The organism is Rhodococcus artemisiae (assembly GCF_036327795.1).
GTDB lineage: Bacteria > Actinomycetota > Actinomycetes > Mycobacteriales > Mycobacteriaceae > Rhodococcus > Rhodococcus artemisiae.
In genome coordinates, this window is sequence record NZ_JAUTXY010000003.1 from 333644 (window position 1) to 356261 (window position 22618).

The 22618-nt window shown below is 66.4% G+C and carries 19 protein-coding genes and 3 tRNA genes; 15 read left to right on the forward strand and 7 right to left on the reverse strand.

The genetic code is table 11. From position 1 onward, the window contains the following. Positions 1–8: 8 nt before the first annotated feature. Complete coding sequence (gene gatB, locus Q7514_RS09135) at positions 9–1520, forward strand: Asp-tRNA(Asn)/Glu-tRNA(Gln) amidotransferase subunit GatB (protein WP_330132923.1); 1512 nt, start codon at positions 9–11, stop codon at positions 1518–1520. Between the two features lie 25 nt (positions 1521–1545). Continuing rightward, positions 1546–2775: a cation:proton antiporter gene (locus tag Q7514_RS09140; RefSeq protein WP_330132924.1), complete on the forward strand. Its 1230-nt coding sequence runs from the start codon at positions 1546–1548 to the stop codon at positions 2773–2775. Here Q7514_RS09140 and Q7514_RS09145 read toward each other — a convergent pair. Continuing rightward, on the reverse strand, positions 2742–3887 hold the full coding sequence (locus Q7514_RS09145; protein WP_330132926.1) for a PQQ-dependent sugar dehydrogenase: 1146 nt from the start codon (positions 3885–3887) through the stop codon (positions 2742–2744). The genes Q7514_RS09140 and Q7514_RS09145 overlap by 34 nt on opposite strands. A gap of 76 nt (positions 3888–3963) precedes the next feature. Between Q7514_RS09145 and Q7514_RS09150 the strand changes: the two genes are divergently transcribed. Continuing rightward, on the forward strand, positions 3964–4707 hold the full coding sequence (locus tag Q7514_RS09150; protein WP_330132927.1) for a DoxX family protein: 744 nt from the start codon (positions 3964–3966) through the stop codon (positions 4705–4707). 67 nt (positions 4708–4774) lie between these two features. On the opposite strand, the gene ilvD is transcribed toward Q7514_RS09150, so the two are convergent. Both ilvD and Q7514_RS09160 read right to left on the reverse strand, forming a co-directional pair. Beyond that, positions 4775–6616: a dihydroxy-acid dehydratase gene (gene ilvD, locus Q7514_RS09155; protein ID WP_330132928.1), complete on the reverse strand. Its 1842-nt coding sequence runs from the start codon at positions 6614–6616 to the stop codon at positions 4775–4777. Positions 6617–6715: 99 nt separating this feature from the next. Further along, positions 6716–7234, reverse strand: a complete 519-nt coding sequence (locus Q7514_RS09160) for a PH domain-containing protein (RefSeq protein ID WP_330132929.1) — start codon at positions 7232–7234, stop codon at positions 6716–6718. Positions 7235–7497: 263 nt separating this feature from the next. Between Q7514_RS09160 and Q7514_RS09165 the strand changes: the two genes are divergently transcribed. From Q7514_RS09165 to Q7514_RS09195, 7 genes are all read left to right on the forward strand, one after another. Beyond that, complete coding sequence (locus tag Q7514_RS09165) at positions 7498–9435, forward strand: acetolactate synthase large subunit (protein WP_330132930.1); 1938 nt, start codon at positions 7498–7500, stop codon at positions 9433–9435. Then, entirely contained in the window at positions 9432–9935 is a 504-nt protein-coding gene (gene ilvN, locus Q7514_RS09170; RefSeq protein ID WP_330132931.1) for an acetolactate synthase small subunit, read from the forward strand. Before Q7514_RS09165 ends, ilvN begins: the two co-directional genes overlap by 4 nt. Before the next feature lie 50 nt (positions 9936–9985). Next, entirely contained in the window at positions 9986–10987 is a 1002-nt protein-coding gene (gene ilvC, locus Q7514_RS09175; RefSeq protein WP_330133097.1) for a ketol-acid reductoisomerase, read from the forward strand. Positions 10988–11092: 105 nt separating this feature from the next. Further along, the gene (locus tag Q7514_RS09180) at positions 11093–12874 is read left to right on the forward strand and encodes a SulP family inorganic anion transporter (protein WP_330132932.1); all 1782 of its coding nucleotides are present in this window, start codon (positions 11093–11095) and stop codon (positions 12872–12874) included. Between the two features lie 87 nt (positions 12875–12961). Then, positions 12962–13915, forward strand: coding sequence for a hypothetical protein (locus Q7514_RS09185; RefSeq protein ID WP_330132933.1), 954 nt, complete (start codon positions 12962–12964; stop codon positions 13913–13915). A 146-nt stretch (positions 13916–14061) separates the two neighbouring features. Then, positions 14062–15654, forward strand: a complete 1593-nt coding sequence (gene serA / locus Q7514_RS09190) for a phosphoglycerate dehydrogenase (protein ID WP_330132934.1) — start codon at positions 14062–14064, stop codon at positions 15652–15654. 77 nt (positions 15655–15731) lie between these two features. Continuing rightward, entirely contained in the window at positions 15732–16742 is a 1011-nt protein-coding gene (locus tag Q7514_RS09195; RefSeq protein ID WP_330132935.1) for a 3-isopropylmalate dehydrogenase, read from the forward strand. A 50-nt stretch (positions 16743–16792) separates the two neighbouring features. On the opposite strand, the gene Q7514_RS09200 is transcribed toward Q7514_RS09195, so the two are convergent. Continuing rightward, positions 16793–17971: an MFS transporter gene (locus tag Q7514_RS09200; RefSeq protein WP_330132936.1), complete on the reverse strand. Its 1179-nt coding sequence runs from the start codon at positions 17969–17971 to the stop codon at positions 16793–16795. Positions 17972–18082: 111 nt separating this feature from the next. Between Q7514_RS09200 and Q7514_RS09205 the strand changes: the two genes are divergently transcribed. The 5 genes from Q7514_RS09205 (at position 18083) to Q7514_RS09225 (ending at position 21016) form a co-directional block, all read left to right on the forward strand. Next, positions 18083–18859: a fumarylacetoacetate hydrolase family protein gene (locus tag Q7514_RS09205; protein ID WP_330132937.1), complete on the forward strand. Its 777-nt coding sequence runs from the start codon at positions 18083–18085 to the stop codon at positions 18857–18859. A gap of 83 nt (positions 18860–18942) precedes the next feature. Further along, on the forward strand, positions 18943–20415 hold the full coding sequence (gene gltX, locus Q7514_RS09210) for a glutamate--tRNA ligase (RefSeq protein WP_330132938.1): 1473 nt from the start codon (positions 18943–18945) through the stop codon (positions 20413–20415). Positions 20416–20621: 206 nt separating this feature from the next. After that, a tRNA-Gln gene (locus Q7514_RS09215) sits at positions 20622–20693 on the forward strand. An 85-nt stretch (positions 20694–20778) separates the two neighbouring features. Then, positions 20779–20854, forward strand: a tRNA-Glu gene (locus Q7514_RS09220). An 89-nt stretch (positions 20855–20943) separates the two neighbouring features. Beyond that, a tRNA-Glu gene (locus Q7514_RS09225) sits at positions 20944–21016 on the forward strand. 51 nt (positions 21017–21067) lie between these two features. On the opposite strand, the gene Q7514_RS09230 is transcribed toward Q7514_RS09225, so the two are convergent. The 3 genes from Q7514_RS09230 to Q7514_RS09240 all read right to left on the reverse strand — a co-directional run bounded on the left by Q7514_RS09230 (position 21068) and on the right by Q7514_RS09240 (position 22594). Then, entirely contained in the window at positions 21068–21235 is a 168-nt protein-coding gene (locus tag Q7514_RS09230) for a DUF5302 domain-containing protein (protein ID WP_330132939.1), read from the reverse strand. 69 nt (positions 21236–21304) lie between these two features. Next, entirely contained in the window at positions 21305–21817 is a 513-nt protein-coding gene (locus tag Q7514_RS09235) for a pyridoxamine 5'-phosphate oxidase family protein (RefSeq protein WP_330132940.1), read from the reverse strand. A 75-nt stretch (positions 21818–21892) separates the two neighbouring features. Then, positions 21893–22594, reverse strand: a complete 702-nt coding sequence (locus tag Q7514_RS09240; protein WP_330132941.1) for an IclR family transcriptional regulator — start codon at positions 22592–22594, stop codon at positions 21893–21895. Between the last annotated feature and the right edge of the window lie 24 nt (positions 22595–22618).

The following is a 22618-nucleotide window of genomic DNA, read 5'->3' on the forward strand; positions in this document are numbered from 1 at the left end:
TCGTGAGCATGACTGCCTCCGTGTCTGCCGACCTGCTCGCCTACGACGACGTGCTCGCGAAGTTCGAGCCAGTGATGGGCATGGAGGTGCACGTCGAGCTGCACACCGCCACCAAGATGTTCTGCCCGTGCCCGACCGAGTTCGGTGCCGAGCCGAACACTCAGGTCTGCCCGGTCTGCCTCGGCCTTCCAGGCGCCCTGCCGGTGGTCAACCAGCAGGCGGTGGAATCCGCGATCCGCATCGGACTCGCATTGAACTGCTCGATCACCCCGTGGGGACGGTTCGCGCGGAAGAACTACTTCTACCCGGACCAGCCGAAGAACTACCAGATCTCGCAGTACGACGAGCCGATCGCCACCGACGGTTACCTCGACGTCGTCCTCGACGACGGCACCACCTGGCGAGTCGACATCGAGCGTGCCCACATGGAGGAGGACACCGGCAAGTCGTTGCACGTCGGCGGCGCGACGGGCCGGATCCACGGTGCCAGTCATTCGCTGCTCGACTACAACCGCGCCGGTGTTCCGCTCGTCGAGATCGTCACCAAGCCGATCACCGGCGCCGGGGAACGCGCACCCGAGGTGGCTCGCGCCTATGTCACGGCATTGCGCGATCTGCTGAAGGCACTCGATGTGTCCGACGTCCGGATGGATCAGGGCTCGATGCGCTGCGACGCCAACATCTCCCTCATGCCGATCGGCGCGAACGAATTCGGCACTCGCACCGAAACGAAGAACGTCAACTCCCTCAAATCGGTCGAGGTCGCTGTCCGGTACGAGATGCGTCGCCAGGCAGCCGTCCTCGTCGCCGGCGGTGAAGTGATTCAGGAGACCCGCCACTTCCAGGAGTCCGACGGCACCACCTCGCCCGGACGCCGTAAGGAGACCGCGGAGGACTACCGCTACTTCCCCGAACCCGACCTCGAGCCTGTCGCCCCCGACGTCGCTTGGATCGAGGAACTGCGCGCGACGCTGCCGGAGCTGCCGTGGCTGCGCCGCGCCCGCATCCAGGCCGACTGGGGTGTTTCCGACGAGGAGATGCGCGACCTCGTCAACGCCGGCGCTCTCGATCTGGTCATTGCGACCGTCGATGCGGGCGCCCCGGCCTCCGAAGCACGCTCGTGGTGGGTTGCGTACCTCTCGCAGCAGGCAAACACCCGCGGTGTCGAACTCGTCGATCTTCCCATCACCCCGCCGCAGCTGGCTCAGGTGATCGCGCTGGTCGCCGAGGGCAAGCTGACGAACAAGCTCGCGCGCAAGGTCGTCGACTACATTCTCGAAGGCGAGGGCGAGCCCGCACAGATCCTCGAGGCGCACCCCGAACTCGTCGTGGTGCGCGACGACGGCAAGCTCCAGGCCGCCGTCGACGAGGCACTCGCCGCGAACCCCGACATCGCCGACAAGATCCGCTCGGGCAAGGTTGCGGCTGCCGGCAAGATCGTGGGCGACGTCATGAAGGCAACCCGTGGACAGGCCGACCCCGCCCGCGTCAAGGAACTCGTGATCGCCGCGTGCAGCTGATCTTGGGTCGCTAATGTAGCGATCCATGGACGCTGCTGTCGCCACCTCGCTCCTCTGGATCACGGTGGCGGCGGTTCTCGCACCGCTCATTGCCGGTGTGCTGCCGCGTCGACTCGTACCCGAGGTCGTGCTGCTGCTCGTCGCCGGAGTCGTGATCGGGCCGTACGTGCTCGAGATCGCGTCGGTCGACAGCGAGATCGAGATGTTGCGCGAACTCGGACTGGGACTGCTGTTCCTGCTTGCGGGCTACGAGATCGACCCCAAGGAACTGACAGGGCGCGGCGGCCGCCGCGCCCTGGTCACCTGGATGGTGTGTTTCGGTGTCGCCGTCGGTGCGGTGACGGTGCTTTCTGCAGCCGGTGTCGTCCATTCCGGTGTCGCCGTGGCAATCGCGCTCACCTCGACGGCACTGGGCACTCTGCTGCCGATCCTCGCCGACCGCGGTCTCGTCGCGACCGAACTCGGCCGCGCAGTACTCAACCACGGTGCTGTCGGTGAGCTGCTGCCGGTGATTGCGATGGCGATCCTGCTGGGAACCCGCGGCGCCGTCGGATCCTTGATCGTCCTGGGTTTGTTCGCGGTCGTCGCGGTGCTCGTTGCCCTGCTCCCACGGTGGGTCCTGCGAGAAGGATCACATTTCCTGCAGTTCGTCCGGAACACCTCGGACACGACTGCGCAGACTCCGGTCCGGTTGGTGATGCTGCTACTCGTTGCACTCATCGCGGTGGCGGCAGTGTTCGATCTGGACGTGATCCTCGGTGCGTTCGCCGCCGGGTTCATCCTTCGCAGGGCAGTTCCGAAGGGGGACGAACAACTCGAGTCGAAGCTCGACGGACTCGCCTACGGGTTCATGATCCCCGTCTTCTTCGTCACCTCCGGAATGGCGATCGACGTGAACGCGGTCGCAGGCGAACCCGTCGTGCTGGTCGCATTCCTCGTTCTCCTGGCTCTCGTGCGAGGGGTGCCGGTGTTCGTCGCGTCGCGTCTCGATCGTGGCGAGGGCGGAACTCGGTTCGACACGTCGGAGCAGATTCAGATCGCGTTGTACTCCACGACCGGTCTGCCGCTCATCGTCGCGGTCACGGGCGTCGCGGTGTCGGCCGGGCACATGTCCACCGCGAGCGCATCGATCCTGGTCGCCGCCGGAGCTATCACTGTGCTGATCATGCCGACGCTCGCCGGGCTGCTACCAGAGCGTCGGGAAATGGCCGGCGCGGACCGTCAGTCGAATCCTCCACCACCGGCGGGGAACTGAATACGGACGACGCGGTCGTCGTTGGGGCCGGGCTCGCCGCCCGACTTGTTGACCGTCGAAACCCACAACAGGCCATCGGGTCCGGCGGACGCACCACGCAGCATCCCGTAGCGATCTTCCAGGGTCACGGTCGGTGCGGCCGTCACAGCGCCTGTTCCGGGATCGATCGACAGCACCGCGACCGCCTTCCCGTCCGTGAGCGACACCGCGAGACCATCGGGGGCAGCGGCACAGCCTGCTACCCCGGGCTTCTCCGGCCAGGTCCAGGCGGGTCCGGCTGCCACTGCGCCGTCCATGCTCACCCTCTGCAACCGGTCTTCGAGCACGGTCCGGTCGGTGACCCACAGGTTGCCGTTCGGATCACGACACACGTCTCCTGCTTCACCGACGCCGGCGAGCGTCACGGTCGGTGCGGCCGTTGCGCCGGGCACGGGCAGCGGAAGCGACAGGAGTTTGCCGGACAGCGACGAAGGATTGTCCGCAGCGGCCGGATCCCCCGCATTGCCGGTGAGGACCGCGAGTTCGGTCGGCGAGACGAATTCGAGCGCACCCGCATTTCCGGTGGCGCCGCGCGGGATCCCGGTGAGGACGTCCTTGGGAACATCGCCGGCCGCGATCCGGACGACCCGGTTATCGGACGGGGTGGTGATGTAGGCGTAGAGCAGGCGGTCCTCGTCGAAGGTGGGGGACAGGACGACATCGTGCAATCCGCCGTCGCCCGAGCCGTCGACCGGCACCGTCGCTACCTCGACGGGTTCCTCGCCGACCGTGACGCTCATGATGCGGCCCGTGCGGCGCTCGGTCACGAGGGCGGAATTGCCGTCGGGAAGGGCGATCAGACCGCCGGTGGTGTCGAGGCATGTCGCAATCACTGCGGGATCGGGATCGACACACGGACCCGGAGGGATGGGCGGTGTGCTCGGCGTGGTCGTCGTGCTCGGCGATTCCTCGGGGCCGACGCCGCCCGCGTCGAACGACGGTGCGGATGTGAACGGTGTGGTGGCTGCGTCGTCGAATCGTGCGCAGGACGGAACGAGGAGCACCCCGATCGCCAAGGCCACCGCGCTCGTACGTAGCTTCCACGAACCTGCCGACCGCGCGCCCCTCGTCATGCAGCAAACGTTACCGGGACGACGCGCGGCGGCGCGTATGCCGGGTACGGGCGGCCCGGAGACCTACCCTGGAATCGTGGCCGACAAGGAAACCGGCGGCAAGCCGGACACAGGTTCGAGTCCCTTCGACGACCCGACGTTGCAGATGCGCCGGGAACGTCCTTCGATGCTCGAATCCGAGGACGATCTCGGCTTCGACAATTCGGCACTCGACAACTCCGGGTACAGCGCGCCCTACGCGGCGCCGACCGAGCAGATTCACCGGCCTGCCGCGGCGGGTCCGGTGGCCACCGGGGAACCGCCCGTCGCCAAAGCTCGGCGCGGATCCCTTGACCTGGGGCTTCTCGTGCTCAGGCTCGCGGTTGGCGGAATCATGATCGTCCACGGGCTCCAGAAGCTGGTGGGTCTGTGGGGCGGTCCGGGTCTTGACGGGTATGAAGAGTTGCTCCGTGAGGCGGGCTACCAGCAACCGGGCATCCTTGCGATCGTCGGTGCGGCCGGTGAGCTCGCGGCCGGAGCATTCCTCGTTCTCGGCCTGCTCACGCCGCTCGCCGCGGCGGCGATCGTGGCGATCATGATCAACGCGGTGTTGTTCAAACACGAGATCGAACCCGGTGTCCAGTTCTTCGCGAGCGAACAGTCGGGAGTCGAATTCGAGGTGCTCCTCGCGGCAGCTGCGGTGTCGCTCACGCTCACCGGCCCGGGCCGGATCGCCGTGGATGGCCCGCGTAAGTGGGCGACCCGGCCGTTCGTCGGGTCGTTCGTCGCGCTGCTGCTCGGTGTCGCGGCGGGCGTGTGTCTGTGGATCTTCGGTCGCTGAGACCGGCCGGACGAGACAGGCCGCCGCGATCGGATGATCACGGCGGCCTGTCCTTGTGCGGAGTGGTCTACGGCACCTGCCGGACCGCTCCCTTGTCTGCGGACGTGGCGAGCGCCGCATAGGCGCGCAGTGCCTTGGAGACGGTGCGTTCACGGTTGACGGGCTGCCACGGGCGCTCGGAGGCCTCCATCTTCGCGCGACGCTCGGCGAGCACATCGTCGTCGACGAGCACCTCGAGCGCGCGGGTGGCGACGTCGATGCGGATCCGGTCGCCATTCTCGATCAGGCCGATGACACCGCCCGACGCCGCCTCGGGGGAGACGTGACCGATGGACAGACCTGACGTACCGCCGGAGAAACGGCCGTCGGTGATCAGGGCGCACACCTTGCCGAGGCCGACACCCTTGAGGAACGAGGTGGGATGCAGCATCTCCTGCATGCCCGGGCCACCGGCCGGTCCTTCGTAGCGCACGACGACGACGTCGCCGGGTTTGATCTTCTTACCCAGGATCACCGAGACCGCTTCTTCCTGGGATTCGACGACGAAGGCGGGGCCCTCGAAGTGGAAGAGGTCTTCGTCGATGCCCGCGGTCTTGAGGATCGCGCCGTCCGGGGCGATGTTGCCGCGCAGCACGACGAGTCCGCCCTCGACTGTGTAGGCGTGTTCGATGTCGTGAATGCAACCGCCGACCGCGTCGGTGTCGAGCGACGACCAGCGGTTGTCGGTCGAGAACGGTTCGGTGGTGCGCACTCCGCCGGGAGCGGCGTGGAAGAGTTCGAGGGCTTCGTCCGTTGCCTTGCCGGAGCGGATGTCCCAGTCGTCGAGCCACTGATCGAAGCTCTCGGTGTGGACGGTGTGCACGTCGGTCTCGAGCAGTCCGCCGCGGCGGAGTTCGCCGAGGATCGCGGGGATTCCGCCGGCCCGGTGCACATCCTCCATGTGGTAATCGGAGTTCGGTGACACCTTCGCCAGGCACGGCACCTTGCGGCTGATCGCATCGATCGTCGAGAGATCGAAGTCGACCTCACCTTCCTGCGCTGCGGCGAGGGTGTGCAGCACCGTATTGGTCGAACCGCCCATGGCGACGTCGAGGGCCATCGCGTTGCGGAACGCAGCGGGCGTAGCGACGTTGCGGGGCAGGACCGATTCGTCCTCGTCACGGTAGTAGCGCAGTGCCGCCTCGACGACGGTGGTACCCGCCCGCTCGAACAGCGCACGACGCGCCTCGTGGGTCGCGAGGGTCGATCCGTTGCCCGGCAATGCGAGTCCGAGTGCTTCGGTGAGGCAGTTCATCGAGTTCGCGGTGAACATCCCTGAGCACGAACCGCAGGTCGGGCACGCACTGCGCTCGACCTCGTCGAGGCCGGCGTCGTCGACAGCTTCGCTTGCAGACGCGGAGATCGCAGTGATGAGGTCGGTGGGTGCCTGAGCCACCCCGTTCACGACGACGGCCTTGCCGGCCTCCATCGGGCCACCGGAGACGAACACCGTCGGGATGTTCAGGCGCATGGCCGCATTGAGCATTCCGGGTGTGATCTTGTCGCAGTTGGAGATGCACACGAGCGCGTCGGCGGTGTGCGCGTTGACCATGTATTCGACCGAGTCGGCGATGATCTCGCGGCTCGGAAGCGAGTACAGCATTCCGCCGTGGCCCATGGCGATTCCGTCGTCGACGGCGATCGTGTGGAATTCACGTGCGACGCCACCGGCGGCCCGTACTGCGCCGGCGACGATGTCGCCGACGTCCTTGAGGTGGACGTGGCCGGGCACGAACTGGGTGTACGAGTTCGCGATGGCGACGATCGGCTTGCCGAAATCGGAATCGGTCAGGCCGGTGGCGCGCCACAAGGAGCGCGCGCCGGCTGCGTTACGTCCGACGGTGGTGGTGCGTGACCTCAACGGGGGCATGGGCTGACTTCCTTGACGGGGCTGGTGGTGCGGCGCGTCGACCTGGTGTGCCCGGCTGTGGCGGTACTGGGGCGCGACACGAACGAATCTACGCCCGTGTTATTTGCTGTCGGGATCCGACTCTGTGTCGGTCGGTGTATCGGATATCACGTCGTCGTCGTTCGATCCTTTTTCCGCTTCGGCGAGCTGTGCCTCCCGGGCCGCCGCGTACGGGTCGGTGATCCGTCCTCCGGAGGCCTCGGCCAGTTGCGGCAGGCGCCCGAAGGTGACGACGGGGAGGGCAACCTCGGTGTCGTCCGTGAGGGTCGCGCGTGCCCAGCCACGCTTGGGGAATCGGATGCCCTTCAGCGAATCCCAGCCGATCTTCGTCGTGGAGAACGTCGCGCGCGCGACGATGCCGTCGGGGCCGACGACGGTGCGCACTCGCAGAACCCACGCGGCGACGAGGAACGGGATCACCAACATCCACGAGAACGCGGCCGGCCATGCCATCGCGGGGGACAGCACCGCGAGGAACAGGAGACCGCACGCGAGGAACGACAGTCGCGAGATCTGAATGACCTGCGTCGTCGGTTCGGTCGTCGGTTCGGGAGTGTGGGAGGATGGGCTCGGTGGCACGGGCTGCTGTGGAGATGACACCTCACCATCTTCTCACCGCAGCCATGGCATCTCACATTCTGGGACAGTGACCGAACCAAGTTGACTGTTGTACTCCACGCGCCTACCGTCGACCGCGTGAATCAGAATGGGTTGCTCGTAATCGGCCGGCGCGTCGTCGCCTGAGCCGCTTATTGCAACTCGCCCACGACGCGCCACCCTCGTACAGCACAATGCTGACGAGGGTTTTTTGTTGCCCGGAGCCAGAATCAGAGGAATTCGTAGTGAGCGCACCAACCGCACGACCTCAACCCTCACCGCGGAAGCCGGGGTCTGCCACCCCGACTGCCGCAGCGGCCGCGACGCAGCCCGCCGGCCGACGCTCGGTAGCCCCCGAGCGGGTCACCGGCGCCCAGGCTGTTGTCCGGGCTCTCGAAGAGCTCGAGGTCGACACGGTGTTCGGTATTCCCGGTGGTGCGATCCTTCCCGTGTACGACCCGCTCTTCGACTCGAAGGGCGTGCGTCACGTGCTCGTCCGTCATGAGCAGGGCGCAGGCCACGCCGCGACCGGATATGCGCAGGCCACCGGCAAGGTCGGTGTGTGCATGGCCACGTCCGGACCGGGCGCGACCAACCTGGTCACCCCGCTCGCCGACGCGCAGATGGATTCGGTCCCGGTCGTCGCGATCACCGGTCAGGTCGGGCGTCCGCTGATCGGTACGGATGCCTTCCAGGAAGCCGATATCTCGGGCATCACCATGCCCATCACCAAGCACAACTTCCTCGTCACCGAAGGTACCGACATCCCGCGCATCCTCGCGGAGGCGTTCTACCTCGCGTCCTCGGGGCGGCCGGGCGCTGTGCTCGTCGATATCCCCAAGGACATCCTGCAGGCGCAGACCACTTTCAGCTGGCCGCCGGAGATGCACCTGCCCGGATACCGTCCGGTCACCAAGCCGCACGGCAAGCAGGTTCGTGAGGCCGCGCGCCTGATTGCCGACTCCACGAACCCCGTCCTGTACGTCGGTGGCGGTGTGATCAAGGCCGATGCGTCGGCCGAGCTACTCGAGCTCGCGGAACTCACCCGTATCCCCGTGGTCACCACGCTCATGGCGCGCGGTGCATTTCCCGACACCCACGAGCTGCACTGCGGTATGCCCGGCATGCACGGCAACGTCGCAGCCGTGGCGGCGCTGCAGAGGAGCGACCTGCTCATCACCCTCGGTGCCCGGTTCGACGACCGCGTCACCGGTCAGCTCGATACGTTCGCCCCCGATGCGAAGGTCATCCACGCCGACATCGATCCGGCGGAGATCGGCAAGAACCGGCACGCCGACGTGCCGATCGTCGGCGACTGCAAGGAGGTCATCGTCGAGCTGCTCGAAGCGGTCCGCGCCGACCTTGCGACGGGCACCACGCTCGAGTACACGAAGTGGTGGGCCTACCTCGACGATCTCCGCAGCACCTATCCGCTGTCCTACGACCGGCACACCGACGGCACCTTGTCGCCGCAGTACGTGATCCAGGCCGTCGGCAAGCTCGCCGGACCCGACGCGATCTACTGCGCCGGAGTCGGCCAGCACCAGATGTGGGCTGCGCAGTTCGTCGATTACGAGAAGCCGCGCACGTGGCTGAACTCCGGTGGCCTCGGCACGATGGGCTACGCCGTGCCGGCCGCGATGGGTGCCAAGATGGGCAAGCCGGAGGCCGAGGTCTGGGCGATCGACGGTGACGGCTGCTTCCAGATGACCAATCAGGAGCTCGCAACCTGCGCGGTCGAAGGTGTGCCGATCAAGGTCGCGTTGATCAACAACGGCAACCTCGGAATGGTGCGTCAGTGGCAGACGCTGTTCTATGAGAAGCGGTACTCCAACACCGATCTGTCCACGCACAGCCTGCGTATCCCCGATTTCGTGAAGCTGGCCGAGGCTCTCGGCTGCGTCGGTATCCGTGTCGAGCGCGAGGAGGACGTCGAGGACGCGATCCGCCAGGCCCAGGCCATCAACGACCGTCCCGTTGTCATCGACTTCATCGTCGGCAAGGACGCCCAGGTGTGGCCCATGGTCGCAGCGGGCACCAGCAACGACGAGATCATGGCCGCCCGCGACATCCGTCCGTTGTTCGACGACGACTCCGCCGACGACCCCACCGTGATCCACGAGACCATCGAGCGCGACCGCGCGCGCAGCGAGCAGGCTGCCGCCGAGGAGGAAACCAAGTGAGCACGAGCCACACCCTCAGTGTTCTCGTCGAGGACAAGCCGGGCGTGCTGGCCCGAGTCGCATCGTTGTTCTCGCGGCGCGGCTTCAACATCGAATCGCTCGCGGTCGGTGGCACCGAGATTCCGGAGATCTCCCGGATGACGATCGTCGTGACGGTCGACGAGTTCCCGCTCGAGCAGGTCACCAAGCAACTCAACAAGCTCGTCAACGTGATCAAGATCGTCGAGCAGGAGGACGAGGCGTCCGTCGCCCGTGAACTCCTGTTGATCAAGGTGCGCGCCGACGCCAGTGTGCGCACGCAGGTCATCGAGACGGTGAATCTGTTCCGCGCCAAGGTGATCGATGTCTCACCCGAATCGCTGACCATCGAAGCCACCGGCACCCGATCGAAACTCGATGCGCTGCTGCGGATGCTCGAACCGCACGGCATCCGCGAGATCGTGCAGTCCGGAGTCGTGGCGGTCGGACGCGGTCCGAAGTCCATCACGGCGACCCGTTAGCCTGAACACACCCATATTTTCTGAAAGAGGTAACCACTGTGGCAGTCGAGATGTTCTACGACGACGACGCCGACCTGTCGATCATCCAGGGCCGTAAGGTCGCGGTCATCGGATACGGCAGCCAGGGACACGCGCACTCGCTGAGCCTGCGCGACTCCGGCGTCGAGGTTCGTATCGGCCTCAAGGAGGGCTCCAAGTCGCGGGCCAAGGCCGAAGAAGCGGGCCTGACCGTCGGCACCCCGGCCGAGGTGTCGGAGTGGGCCGACGTCATCATGGTGCTCGCTCCCGACACCGCGCAGGCATCGATCTTCAAGAACGACATCGAGCCGAACCTGAAGGACGGCGACGCGCTGTTCTTCGGCCACGGCCTCAACATCCACTTCGACCTGATCACGGCTCCGGCAGGCGTCACCGTCGGCATGGTCGCGCCGAAGGGCCCCGGTCACCTCGTGCGTCGCCAGTTCGTCGACGGCAAGGGCGTCCCGGCGCTCATCGCCATCGACCAGGACCCGAAGGGTGAGGGTCAGGCGCTCGCGCTGTCCTACGCCAAGGGCATCGGTGGCACCCGCGCCGGCGTCATCAAGACCACGTTCAAGGAAGAGACCGAGACCGACCTCTTCGGCGAGCAGGCAGTGCTCTGCGGCGGCACCGAGGAACTGGTCAAGACCGGTTTCGAGGTCATGGTCGAGGCGGGCTACGCCCCCGAGATGGCCTACTTCGAGGTTCTCCACGAGCTCAAGCTCATCGTCGACCTCATGTACGAGGGTGGCATCGCCCGCATGAATTACTCGGTGTCCGACACCGCGGAGTTCGGTGGCTACCTGTCCGGTCCGCGCGTCATCGACGCCGGCACCAAGGAGCGGATGAAGGAGATCCTCGCGGACATCCAGTCCGGCGAGTTCACCCGTCGTCTCGTCGCCAACGTCGAGAACGGCAACACCGAGCTCGAGGGCCTGCGCAAGGCCAACGCCGAGCACCCTATCGAGGTCACCGGCAAGAAGCTGCGCGACCTGATGAGCTGGGTCGATCGCCCGATCACCGAAACCGCCTGATCGGTTCGGACTTCTCCCGGAGGCCCGGTACACCTCGAGGTGTACCGGGCCTCCGGTGTCTGCGGACCACCCGCGCCCCGGCCCGTCGGGAGTGATACTGGACGAATGTCGCTCTGGACCGGGCTCTGTCGGTTACCGGGTATCGCCACCGCACGTACGTACCGGCGCGGCTGGCTGAGGAGCGATATCGGCGCCGGACTCGCACTCAGCGCCCTCCTCGTGCCCGCAGGGATGGGATATGCGCAGGCGGCGGGCCTGCCCCCATACACCGGCCTGTACGCGACGATCGTGCCGATGCTGGTGTACGCGTTGGTCGGGCCCTCTCGAATCCTCGTGCTCGGACCGGATTCCGCGCTCGCCCCGCTCATCGCGGCCGCGGTGATCCCACTTGCATCGGGGGGTGACCCACAGCGGGCGATCGCGCTCGCCGGTGTGCTGTCCGTGCTGGTCGGCCTGATTCTCCTGATCGGGGGAATCCTCCGTCTCGGGTTCATCACAGAACTGCTGTCCAACCCGATCCGCCTCGGATTCCTCAACGCGATTGCGGTCATCGTCATCGTGGGACAGCTGCCCTTGCTGGTGGGTAGCGAGGACGACGAGACCGGTGTGCTCGCCGAGCTCGCGGACGTCGTCGACGACGTCTTCGAAGACGGTGTGCACCTACCGGCGTTCCTGATGGGGGCCGCGTGCATCGCCGTGATCGTCGCTGGTCGGAAACTCGTTCCCGTCGTCCCGGGTGTGCTGATCGCCGTCGTCGGCGCGGTCGTGGCGACGGCAGTGTTCTCCCTGACCGACCGGATGGCGATGGTCGGAGCACTGCCTTCGGGTTTCCCGGCGCCCGCGCTCGGTGGTGTCGGATGGGCAGATGCCGCCGAGTTGCTCGGGCCCGCCGTCGCGATTGCTGTGATCGCGTTCGCGGATACGGCGGTCCTGTCCCGTACGTTCGCGATGCGGCACGGTGAGCACGTCGATGGTAGCTCGGAGATGCGTGCACTCGGTGCGGTGAACGTCGCGGCGGGGGTCACGGGTGGATTTCCGGTGTGCGGTAGCGGCAGTCGCACTCCGGTCGTCGAGGAAGCAGGGGGTCGCACACAGCTCGTGGGTGTGGTCGGCGCGCTGACCGTTCTGGTGTTCCTGTTGGTCACGCCGGGGCTCACCGCCTATCTCCCGCAGGCAGCGCTCGGAGCGGTCGTGATCGTGGCGGCGAGTTCCCTGATCGACCTCGGTGCGCTCCGGCGTCTGTGGACGGTAAGCAAGGTCGAATTCGGGCTCTCTGTAGCGGCATTCGCCGGTGTTGCGCTTGCAGGGGTCCTGCGGGGCGTACTCGTCGCCATCGGCCTGTCGCTGATCGTCGTGCTGGTGCGTGCATGGCAGCCGCACCGTACCGAGCTCGTCGAATTGCCCGATGTCGCGGGATATCACGACGCGGAGCGGCACCCCGAGGGGCATCGAATCGATGGGCTCGTCCTGGTGCGGTTCGACGCACCGTTGTTCTTCGCGAACGGATCGATCCTCACCCGGTATGTCCGAGAACTCGTGCGCGACGCCGAAAGTCCGGTGCACTGGGTGGTGCTCGCGGCGGAGCCGATCACCGATCTCGATACCACGGCGGTGGAGGCCATCGAGGAACTCGACGAATATCTCGATCGCAAGGGGATCCGTCTCGGCTTTGCGGCCATGAAGGGGCCTGTCAAGGATCGGTTGAATCGAATGGCCACCCGGGGCCGCTTCGATGAGGAGCGGTTCCATCCGACCGTCCGCACCGCGGTCATCGCGTTCCGGCATCGCAAGGACGACGTCGATCGTCGAGATGTGGATGCCCCTCCGCGAGATGTCGTCGACGGAACAGAGTTGCGAGGAGACCCGGTGCCGGACGAGGAAGGATGACCTCGACGGTTCGAAGTGTCCGAATTGTGATCAGTGTGCCTGGTGTGGCACCTGGGTTCGGCCGGCCGGTTCTCGTACGGTACCGCCATGGGACGGAGTCTGAGAACAGCGGCAGGAGCGGTGATCCTGACGGCACTGTGTGTCGGCGGCGCCACGGCTTCTGCGGGCGCCCAACCGGCATTGCCGGGCATCGTGATCCCCGGCGTCGAGGTCCCCACGATCGGGGATGTTCTTCCCCCGGCTCGCTCGGAGCTGTTCGGTGGTGGCCGAAACCTGTTTCCCGACAGGAGGTTCGTGGCACTGTACGGGCACCCCGGCGGACCCGCGCTCGGGGCCTTCGGAGAACAGGACACCGCCGGTGCGATCACGCGAGTGCGCGACCTCGCGGACCGGTATCAGCAGTTCTCGGCGGAACCGGTGCTGCCCGCATTCGAGATCATCGCGACCGTCGCATCCGCCGATCCCGGTACCGACGGGCGCTTTTCGCGCATCACGCCACCTGATCTGTTGCGGCCTGTGATCGACGAAGCGGAGGCGGCGGGTGTCTACGTCATTCTGGATCTGCAGCCCGGCCACACGCACTTCCTCGAACAGGCCCGGATCTATGAAGAGTTCCTCGCGCGACCGAACGTCGGTCTCGCACTCGACCCGGAATGGCGGCTGGCGCCGGGGCAGCAGCACATGGTGCAGATCGGGTCCGTCGATTCGGCCGAGATCAACGAAGTGGTGGCCTACCTCGCCGACATCGTGCAGCGGCACGATCTGCCACAGAAGATGCTCGTTCTCCATCAGTTCCGCAGTTCGATGATCACCGGGCGTGAGTTCGTCGATGCCGGCAGGCCCGAAATCTCGGTGGTTCTGCACGCAGACGGGCACGGGTCACCGGCGCAGAAGTTCGACACGTGGAGCGCGCTGCAGAGCGGACTCCCGCCGCAGATCCACATGGCGTGGAAGAACTTCTACGACGAGGATCTGCCCACGTTCACCCCCGAACAGACCATGGCCATCGAGCCGAAACCGGTGTTCGTGTCGTTCCAGTGAGTACCGGCGAGTAGCCGCCCCATCCCCGTGGGCCCGCAGAGACCGCCGGGGCACTAAACTATGGGCGGTCACGGCTTCGACATGCCTACCGTCAGGTGCCCGCGCCGTCGACTACTCACCACATCCACGACACAGGGAGTTTGCACGTGAGCCAGAATGGCCGTCCAGTAGTCCTGATCGCCGACAAGCTTGCGCAATCGACCGTCGATGCCCTCGGTGACGGAGTCGAGGTGCGCTGGGTGGACGGCCCGGACCGCCCGGCGCTGTTGGCCGCTGTGCCCGACGCGGACGCATTGCTGGTGCGGTCGGCCACGACCGTCGACGCCGAGGTCCTCGCCGCAGCTCCGAAGCTGAAGATCGTCGGCCGCGCAGGTGTGGGCCTCGACAACGTCGACATCGCCGCCGCCACCGAACGTGGCGTGATGGTCGTCAACGCTCCCACCTCGAACATCCACTCGGCGGCCGAGCATGCCGTCGCGCTGCTGATGTCGGCCGCGCGGCAGGTGCCCGCCGCCGACCGCACACTGCGTGAGCGCACCTGGAAGCGCTCGAGCTTCAACGGCACCGAAATCCTCGGCAAGACGGTCGGTGTCGTGGGCCTCGGCCGGATCGGCCAGCTGTTCGCCCAGCGGCTCGCTGCATTCGAGACCCACGTCATCGCGTACGACCCCTACCTGCCCGCCGCGCGCGCCGCGCAACTGGGCATCGAACTGGTCGACATCGACGAGCTCGTTTCGCGCGCCGACTTCATCTCGGTGCACCTCCCGAAGACGAAGGAGACGGCAGGCCTGATCAACGCCGAGCGTCTGGCGACGGCCAAGGACGGCGTCATCATCGTCAACGCCGCCCGCGGCGGCCTCATCGACGAGGATGCTCTGTACGACGCACTCACCTCCGGCAAGGTCCGTGCTGCCGGACTCGACGTGTTCAACACCGAGCCGTGCACCGATTCGAAGCTGTTCGACCTCGACAACGTCGTCGTCACCCCGCACCTGGGTGCCTCGACCTCCGAGGCGCAGGACCGCGCCGGCACCGATGTCGCCAAGAGCGTGCTTCTCGCCCTCGCCGGCGAGTTCGTCCCCGACGCCGTCAACGTTTCCGGCGGCCCGGTCGGTGAAGAGGTCGCGCCGTGGCTCGAACTCGTCCGCAAGCTCGGCCTGCTCGCCGGGACCCTCTCGCCCGAGGCCGTGCAGAACGTGCAGGTCATCGCGAGCGGTGAGCTGTCCGTCGAGAACGTCGAGATCCTCGGTCTGGCTGCGCTCCGCGGCCTGTTCTCGGCCAGCAGCGACGAGCCGGTCACCTTCGTCAACGCTCCACAGCTCGCCGAGCAGCGCGGCGTGAGCGTCGAGGTCGAGAGTGTCAGCGAGGCCCAGACGCACCGCAGCTCCGTCGAGGTGCGCGCCGTGGCAGCCGACGGTGGAGTCACCACCGTTGCAGGCGCCCTCACGGGCCTGCAGCAGGTCGAGAAGATCGTCAACATCAACGGACGCAGCTTCGACCTGCGTGCCGAAGGTCACAACTTCATCGTCCACTACCAGGATCGCCCCGGCGTTCTCGGCACCTTGGGCACCGTCCTCGGCAACGCCGGCATCGACATCCAGGCCGCAGCACTCAGCCAGGACGCAGAGGGTGACGGCGCGACCGTGATCCTGCGCGTCGACCGCGTCGTCGCCGACGCCGAGGTTGCCCAGATCGTCGAACAGCTCGAAGCGCGTGTCGCGCAGGTCGACCTGTCCTGACCATCGCATTGCACCGTTCAGTGGCCGCGACCGTCTGTACGGTCGCGGCCACTGTCGCACAGGAAGAGAGCACAGAAATGAAACTTGCGGTCATCCCCGGTGACGGCATCGGTGTCGAGGTCACGGCCGAGGCACTGAAGGTCCTGAACAAACTCGTGCCGGATCTCGACACAACGGAGTACGACCTCGGCGCGCGCAGGTACAACACGACCGGTGAGCTCCTGCCGGAGGCCGATCTCGCGGCGATCCGTGAGCACGACGCGATCCTGCTCGGCGCGATCGGCGACCCCTCGGTCACTCCCGGCATTCTCGAGCGCGGCCTCCTGCTGAACATGCGCTTCGCTCTCGATCACCACGTCAACCTCCGTCCGTCGCGGCTGTACCCGGGATCGAAGTCCCCGCTCGCTGCGAACCCCGACATCGACTTCGTCGTGGTGCGCGAGGGTACGGAGGGCCCGTACACGGGCAACGGTGGCGCAATCCGCGTCGGCACTCCGCACGAGATCGCCACCGAGGTGTCGGTCAACACCTGGTTCGGCGCCGAGCGTGTCGTGCGTTACGCCTTCGAGCTCGCCCGGACCCGCCGCAAGCACCTCACGCTGATCCACAAGACCAACGTGCTGTCCAATGCCGGCGCGATCTGGACCCGCGCAGTCGAGACCGTCGGGAAGGAGTTCCCGGAGGTCGAGACGGCGTACTGCCACATCGACGCGGCGACCATCTACATGGTCGACGACCCGTCTCGGTTCGACGTGATCGTCACCGACAACCTGTTCGGCGACATCGTCACCGACCTGGCCGGTGCGGTCACCGGAGGTATCGGCCTTGCCGCCAGCGGCAACATCGATGCCTCGGGAACGAATCCGTCGATGTTCGAACCGGTCCACGGTTCCGCACCGGACATCGCAGGTAAGGGCATCGCCGACCCGACGGCCGCGATTCTGTCCACCGCGTTGCTGCTGCGCCACCTGGGCCGCGACGACGACGCAGCGCGTGTCGAGGCTGCCGTGGAGGCAGATCTCGCCTCGCGCGGTGATTCGCCGATCGTGACCACCGAGATCGGCGACCGCATCACCGCCGCACTCTGACCACCGGTGCGCGGTTCCGGTAGTACGTACTACCGGAACCGCGCACGGCATCAGTCGTTCTTCGGTACCACCGGCACCGCGGCCGCAGGGGCGATTGCCGAGAGTGCGAACGCTGCGGGAAAGCCGACTGCGGCGATGAGTGCGCCGAACACCGGGCCCACGGCCGCGGCGAAGACGAACTGACCGGTGTTCTGAACGCCGAGTGCCCGTCCACCCCAATACGGTCCGGCGATCTCGGCGACCGCCGTGAACGCGAGGCCGTTGGGACTCGATGTGGCGACCGACGCGACGAGCAGCACTGCAACGGCGACGGGGAAGTCCGTGAGTGAGGTCGCCGCGAGCGCGACCATCGACACCGCGGTGATCACCGACACGATTCGCAGCGGGCCCAACCTGCTCCCGACCCGATCGGACCACGCTCCCACGGCGACCCGGCCCAGCGCGCCGAGGATCTGTGCCGCAGTGATCACCAGTCCGGCTCCGGTCTCGTCCCAGCCGCGGTCGACGATCAACCACACCAACGCGTATGTCCACACGACATATTGAGGAATCACCAACAGGATCGACGCGATGTGGATGCGGGTCAGCGCAGCGCCGGTCCGGTACGGATTCGCCAATGCTCCGGTCCGCGCTGCTTCAGCCCGGTCGGGACGTGGCGGGTCGACGATCCCGATCGCGCATGAAACGGCGGCGACGCCGCACACGAGCGCGGGAAAAGCCAGTGCCCACGCAGTCCCGTGATCGCGTGCCAATTGCGGAATGACGAGTGCGGAGGCAGCGACGCCGAGCGGCACCGACATCTGACGGATCCCCATCGCGAGCCCGCGCTGATGTATCGGAAACCAGCCGACGACGACGCGACCACTCGCCGCATTGGCACTCACCGCGCCCGCGCCGGCGCACATGAGCAGAATTCCGAGGGCCGCAGGTGATGTGGTGAACATCGCAGTGGTGACTGCAGTGGCGGTGATCGCCATGCCGGCGGACAGTGCGAGGCGCTCGCCGAAGCGGTCGGCGAGGGCACCCCAGGCGACGAGGGTGAACATGCCGCCGAACAGCGGTGCGGAGGCAAGGGTCCCCGCCTGCGCGAGGGTGAATCCGGCCTCGTCGTGCCAGGTCGGGATGAGGAATGCGGCACCGTTGACGACCGTCGCCTGCGCGGCCTGGGCGAAGACACCCAGCGCCAGGATCAGCCACCGTCGGTTCCCGAGGGTGAGCGTGTCCACCATGACGTCTCACTATCTGAGAAATATGTCCCGTAGAATGAAATTCCAAGGGAACTCTATACCTCGGCGACCGGCAGGTCGATCGGAGTGCGCAGCCACGGATAGACTCCCCGCATGCGCCTTGGTCGAATCGCCAGTCCGGACGGTGTCGCTTTCGTCAGTATCGAAGGGGAGGGAGACTCCGCCATCGCGAAAGAGATCGCCGAGCACCCGTTCGGTACGCCCACCTTCACCGGCAGGAGCTGGCCGCTCGCGGATGTGCGGCTGCTCGCGCCGATCTTGGCGAGCAAGGTGATCGCGGTCGGGCGCAACTATGCGGCTCACGCGGCAGAGTCGGGCAACGAGGTGCCCGATGAACCTGTGATCTTCCTCAAACCGAACACGTCCATCATCGGTCCCGGTGCGCCCATCGTGATTCCGCGGAACACGTCGCTGGTGCACCACGAGGCCGAGCTCGCGGTGGTCATCGGACGGCCGTGCAAGGACGTCACTGCGGCGAAGGCCCGCGAAGCGATCCTCGGTTACACGATCGCCAACGATGTGTCCGCCCGCGACCACCAGGCGAAGGACGGTCAATGGGCCCGCGCCAAGGGGCACGACACGTTCTGTCCTCTCGGCCCCTGGATCGAAACCGATCTCGATGCCGCGGACCTCGAGATCTCCGCCGAGGTCAATGGGTTGACCCGTCAACGCAGCCGGACTTCGATGATGGTGCACGACATTCCGGCACTCGTGGAATGGGTGTCGGCGGTCATGACCTTGCTACCGGGCGACGTGATCCTCACCGGTACGCCGGAAGGCGTCGGGCCGATCGAAGCCGGCGACACCGTCTCGATCACGATCGAGAAGATCGGCACACTCACCAACCCCGTGGTTGCGAAGGGCGCCTGAGCTGCCGGTCCGCCGTTCCTGCGGGGCGGCCGGGGACTAGCCTGGAAGGGTCTTGATTTCCGTCCCTCGACCCGAGTGAGCCGATGACCACCAGCGAAGTTCGCGTCCGTTTCTGTCCGTCCCCGACCGGTACCCCGCATGTCGGTCTCGTGCGCACCGCCTTGTTCAACTGGGCATTCGCACGGCACCACGGCGGCACGTTCGTCTTCCGTGTCGAAGACACCGACGCCGCCCGGGACAGCGAGGAGTCGTACCAGGCGATCCTCGACGCGTTGCGTTGGCTCGGCCTCGAATGGGACGAGGGGCCAGAGGTCGGTGGCCCCTACGAGCCCTACCGGCAGTCCCAGCGACGAGGCCTGCACCTCGACGTCGTCGCGAAACTCCTCGAGGCCGGTGAGGCATACGAGTCGTTCTCGACGCCGGAGGAGGTCGAGGAACGGCACAAGGCGGCCGGGCGAGATCCCAAGCTGGGATACGACAACTTCGACCGCGACCTCACTGCCGAGCAGCGGCAGGCCTACCTCGACGAGGGGCGCAAGCCGGTCGTGCGACTCCGGATGCCGGCCGAGGATCTGACCTGGAACGACCTCGTGCGCGGTGAGACGACGTTCAAGGCGGGCACGGTGCCCGACTTCGCACTCACGCGCGGCAACGGCATCCCGCTGTACACGCTCGTCAACCCCGTCGACGACGCCCTGATGAAGATCACTCATGTGCTGCGCGGTGAGGATCTGCTCTCCTCGACGCCCCGTCAGCTCGCGCTGTACGCCGCACTGCAGCGCATCGGCGTGGCAGATTTCACCCCGGAGTTCGGACACCTGCCGTTCGTGATGGGTCAGGGCAACAAGAAGCTGTCCAAGCGCGACCCGGAGTCGAACCTCTTCCTTCATCGGGACCGCGGATTCGTACCGGAGGGCCTGCTCAACTACCTCGCGCTCCTCGGCTGGGGGCTCGCCGACGACCGCGACGTGTTCTCACTCGACGAGATGGTCGCGGCTTTCGACATCTCCAAGGTCAACTCGAACCCGGCCCGCTTCGACCAGAAGAAGGCCGACGCGATCAATGCCGAGCACATCCGGTTGCTCGAGCCTGCAGATTTCGCGGCGCGCTTGAAGGCCTTCCTCGTCGAACACGGCCACATCGCCCCGGATGTCGACGATGAACTCTTCGCAGTGGCCGCGGATCTCGTCCAGACACGAATCGTCGTCCTCAGCGACGCATGGGGACTGCTGAAGTTCCTGTTCGTCGACGAGGCGGACTTCGAACTCGACGAGGCGTCCGCGGCGAAGAACCTCAAGGACGACGCTGCGGCGGTGCTCGACGCGACGATTGCGGCCATCGACGGCCTCGACGCGTGGACCACCCCCGAACTCGAGGGTGCGCTCAAGGCGAAGCTGATCGACGAACTCGGCCTCAAGCCGCGGAAGGCGTTCGCGCCCGTCCGTGTCGCCGTGACCGGCTCTCATGTCAGCCCGCCGCTCTACGAGTCGATGGAACTGCTCGGTCGCGAGCGGTCGCTCGCGCGCCTGCGGGCCGCCCGCGCGTCCATCGCCTGATCCTGGCCGGAGGGGAGGGGGCACCCGGCATCGCGGCGGGTGCCCCCTCTGTTTCTTCTCCCAGGTGACTGCTCGTACTGAAGGCCACGCAAAACTATGCGCTTGACCTGGCGATTTGTAGTTCCGTACCCCGTTGGTGTTAATCTTCTTCTCGGTTCGGAACGGAGGCCGGAGCGCAAACAGCGCAGGCCGAAGGAACAAACCATTGGGGTATGGTGTAATTGGCAACACAGCTGATTCTGGTTCAGCCATTCTAGGTTCGAGTCCTGGTACCCCAGCTGCGATACGGTGATTTGCCATCGTATCTCAGCCGGTTTAGGCTGGCTGAGCTTCCTCCGGGGAGCGCAAACAGAAGAAGATCCTGGCCCCGTCGTCTAGCGGCCTAGGACGCCGCCCTCTCACGGCGGTAGCGTGGGTTCGAATCCCATCGGGGCTACCATGGATCTCCTCCGACCTCCGGGTCGGAGGGATTCTTCTTCTGTAGGGTTCGATCACCGGACACGGTCGATCGAGTCCGGGCAAGGTCCTGGCCCCGTCGTCTAGCGGCCTAGGACGCCGCCCTCTCACGGCGGTAGCGTGGGTTCGAATCCCATCGGGGCTACAACGAAGAAGACCCTCCGGATTTCCGGAGGGTCTTCTTCCTTTCTGGTGGTCAGCCACTCTTGCGCCGGAATTGGCGGTGGTGGTCTGCATTGGCATGCGGACCGTGGGCCTTCGACGTCGCGTCGAGATGTGCTGTGCCGCCGCTCTTGCTCTGTTTCTTGCGTTCGAGCGCTGCGAGGAACTCTTCTTTGATGCGTTCTTTTGCCGGGTCGGTCATCTCTCTCCTACCTCCCTCCTGATGGCGAATGTAGCGCGGCAGGAGCGGCCTGTCGCGTGATTTTCGCCGTCAACGACCGGCTCGAGGCATGTACGCGGCGGTCGTGCCGCCGAGGGGGACAGCGGGCATGCCGAGCTTGCGGTGGTCCCAGGACCGAATGCGTTGCGGCACCACCCGTACCGCCACCCTCTTGTGCATCATCTGTTCCACGGCGGGGCGCACGTCGTCCGTGTACGGGCCGGTGTAGCGCTCCCACACGTCTCGGCAGACGCCGAACAGGGTGTCGTGATCATCGACGATCTCGGCGCGACCTTCGATCGCGACGCCGCGCAGCTGGTCGTACGTGTCGCCGGCTTCGACGAGTGCGGTGATGCGATCGTCGCGGCGAAGGTTCACGACCTTCTGCGATTTCGCTTTCGTCTCGAACCAGATCTCGCCGTCCTGCACGGCGTACCACATGGCCACCAGATGCGGTGTGCCCTGCGGTCCCAGCGATGCCAGTGTGGCGACGCGGCTCCTGTGGAGGAAATCGTTGATCTCCGGTGCTGTCATAGCGATCTCTGCGCGGCGGTTCGTACCCATGCGCAGAACTGTGGCACACCCGGTCGAGGTGTGCCACCAACGCCGCTCGTGCGCCAGCGGCCCGAATTCTGCGGATTACAAACGCTTGTGCAGTGCTTCTGCAGCGGCGAGTAGGTCGGCAGCCCAGCGAGCGCCCGGTCGGCGGCCCATTCGGTCGATCGGGCCGGAAACCGAGATCGCCGCCACCACCGCGCCATTGCCGTCGCGCACTGGTGCGGCCACGGAGGCGACACCGGGTTCGCGCTCGGCTGCGCTCTGCGCCCACCCGCGTCTGCGGACCTCGGAGAGCACGCGTTCTCCGAAGGCGGCATCGGGAAGGAGGGTGCGCTGGGTGGCCGTATCGGCCCATGCGAGCAGAACTTTGGCGCCGGATCCGGCCGTCATCGGGAGGCGGGACCCGACGAGAACGGTGTCGCGCAGGCCGGTCGGCGGTTCGAGTGCGGCGATGCAGACGCGTTGCGTGCCGTCCCGGCGATACAGCTGCACGCTCTCCCCGGTGATCTCGCGAAGCCGGGGGAGGACGAGAGAAGCCGCTTCGACGAGCGTATCGCCTGCGCCTGCAGAAAGTTCGGCCAGGCCGGGGCCGGGTCGCCATTGGCCGTCGCCGTCGCGCATCAGGAGGCGATGGACCTCGAGTCCGACCGCGAGACGGTGTGCTGTCGCACGCGGTAGGCCGGTGCGCGCACACAACTCGTTGAGGTTGCATGGTTGCTCTGCCACCGCGTGGAGGACCGTCATCGCTTTGTCCAGCACGCCGATCCCGCTATGCTGTCTCATAGGTCGATACCTCCGTCTCGCATA

Coding starts and splice junctions, on each gene's coding strand:
- gatB (WP_330132923.1), top strand. CDS start 9: ATGACTGCCTCCGTGTCTGCCGACCTGCTCGCCTACGACGACGTGCTC.
- Q7514_RS09140 (WP_330132924.1), top strand. CDS start 1,546: ATGGACGCTGCTGTCGCCACCTCGCTCCTCTGGATCACGGTGGCGGCG.
- Q7514_RS09145 (WP_330132926.1), bottom strand. CDS start 3,887: ATGACGAGGGGCGCGCGGTCGGCAGGTTCGTGGAAGCTACGTACGAGC.
- ilvD (WP_330132928.1), bottom strand. CDS start 6,616: ATGCCCCCGTTGAGGTCACGCACCACCACCGTCGGACGTAACGCAGCC.
- ilvC (WP_330133097.1), top strand. CDS start 9,986: ATGTTCTACGACGACGACGCCGACCTGTCGATCATCCAGGGCCGTAAG.
- Q7514_RS09180 (WP_330132932.1), top strand. CDS start 11,093: ATGTCGCTCTGGACCGGGCTCTGTCGGTTACCGGGTATCGCCACCGCA.
- Q7514_RS09185 (WP_330132933.1), top strand. CDS start 12,962: ATGGGACGGAGTCTGAGAACAGCGGCAGGAGCGGTGATCCTGACGGCA.
- Q7514_RS09195 (WP_330132935.1), top strand. CDS start 15,732: ATGAAACTTGCGGTCATCCCCGGTGACGGCATCGGTGTCGAGGTCACG.
- Q7514_RS09200 (WP_330132936.1), bottom strand. CDS start 17,971: ATGGTGGACACGCTCACCCTCGGGAACCGACGGTGGCTGATCCTGGCG.
- Q7514_RS09205 (WP_330132937.1), top strand. CDS start 18,083: ATGCGCCTTGGTCGAATCGCCAGTCCGGACGGTGTCGCTTTCGTCAGT.
- gltX (WP_330132938.1), top strand. CDS start 18,943: ATGACCACCAGCGAAGTTCGCGTCCGTTTCTGTCCGTCCCCGACCGGT.
- Q7514_RS09230 (WP_330132939.1), bottom strand. CDS start 21,235: ATGACCGACCCGGCAAAAGAACGCATCAAAGAAGAGTTCCTCGCAGCG.
- Q7514_RS09235 (WP_330132940.1), bottom strand. CDS start 21,817: ATGGGTACGAACCGCCGCGCAGAGATCGCTATGACAGCACCGGAGATC.
- Q7514_RS09240 (WP_330132941.1), bottom strand. CDS start 22,594: ATGAGACAGCATAGCGGGATCGGCGTGCTGGACAAAGCGATGACGGTC.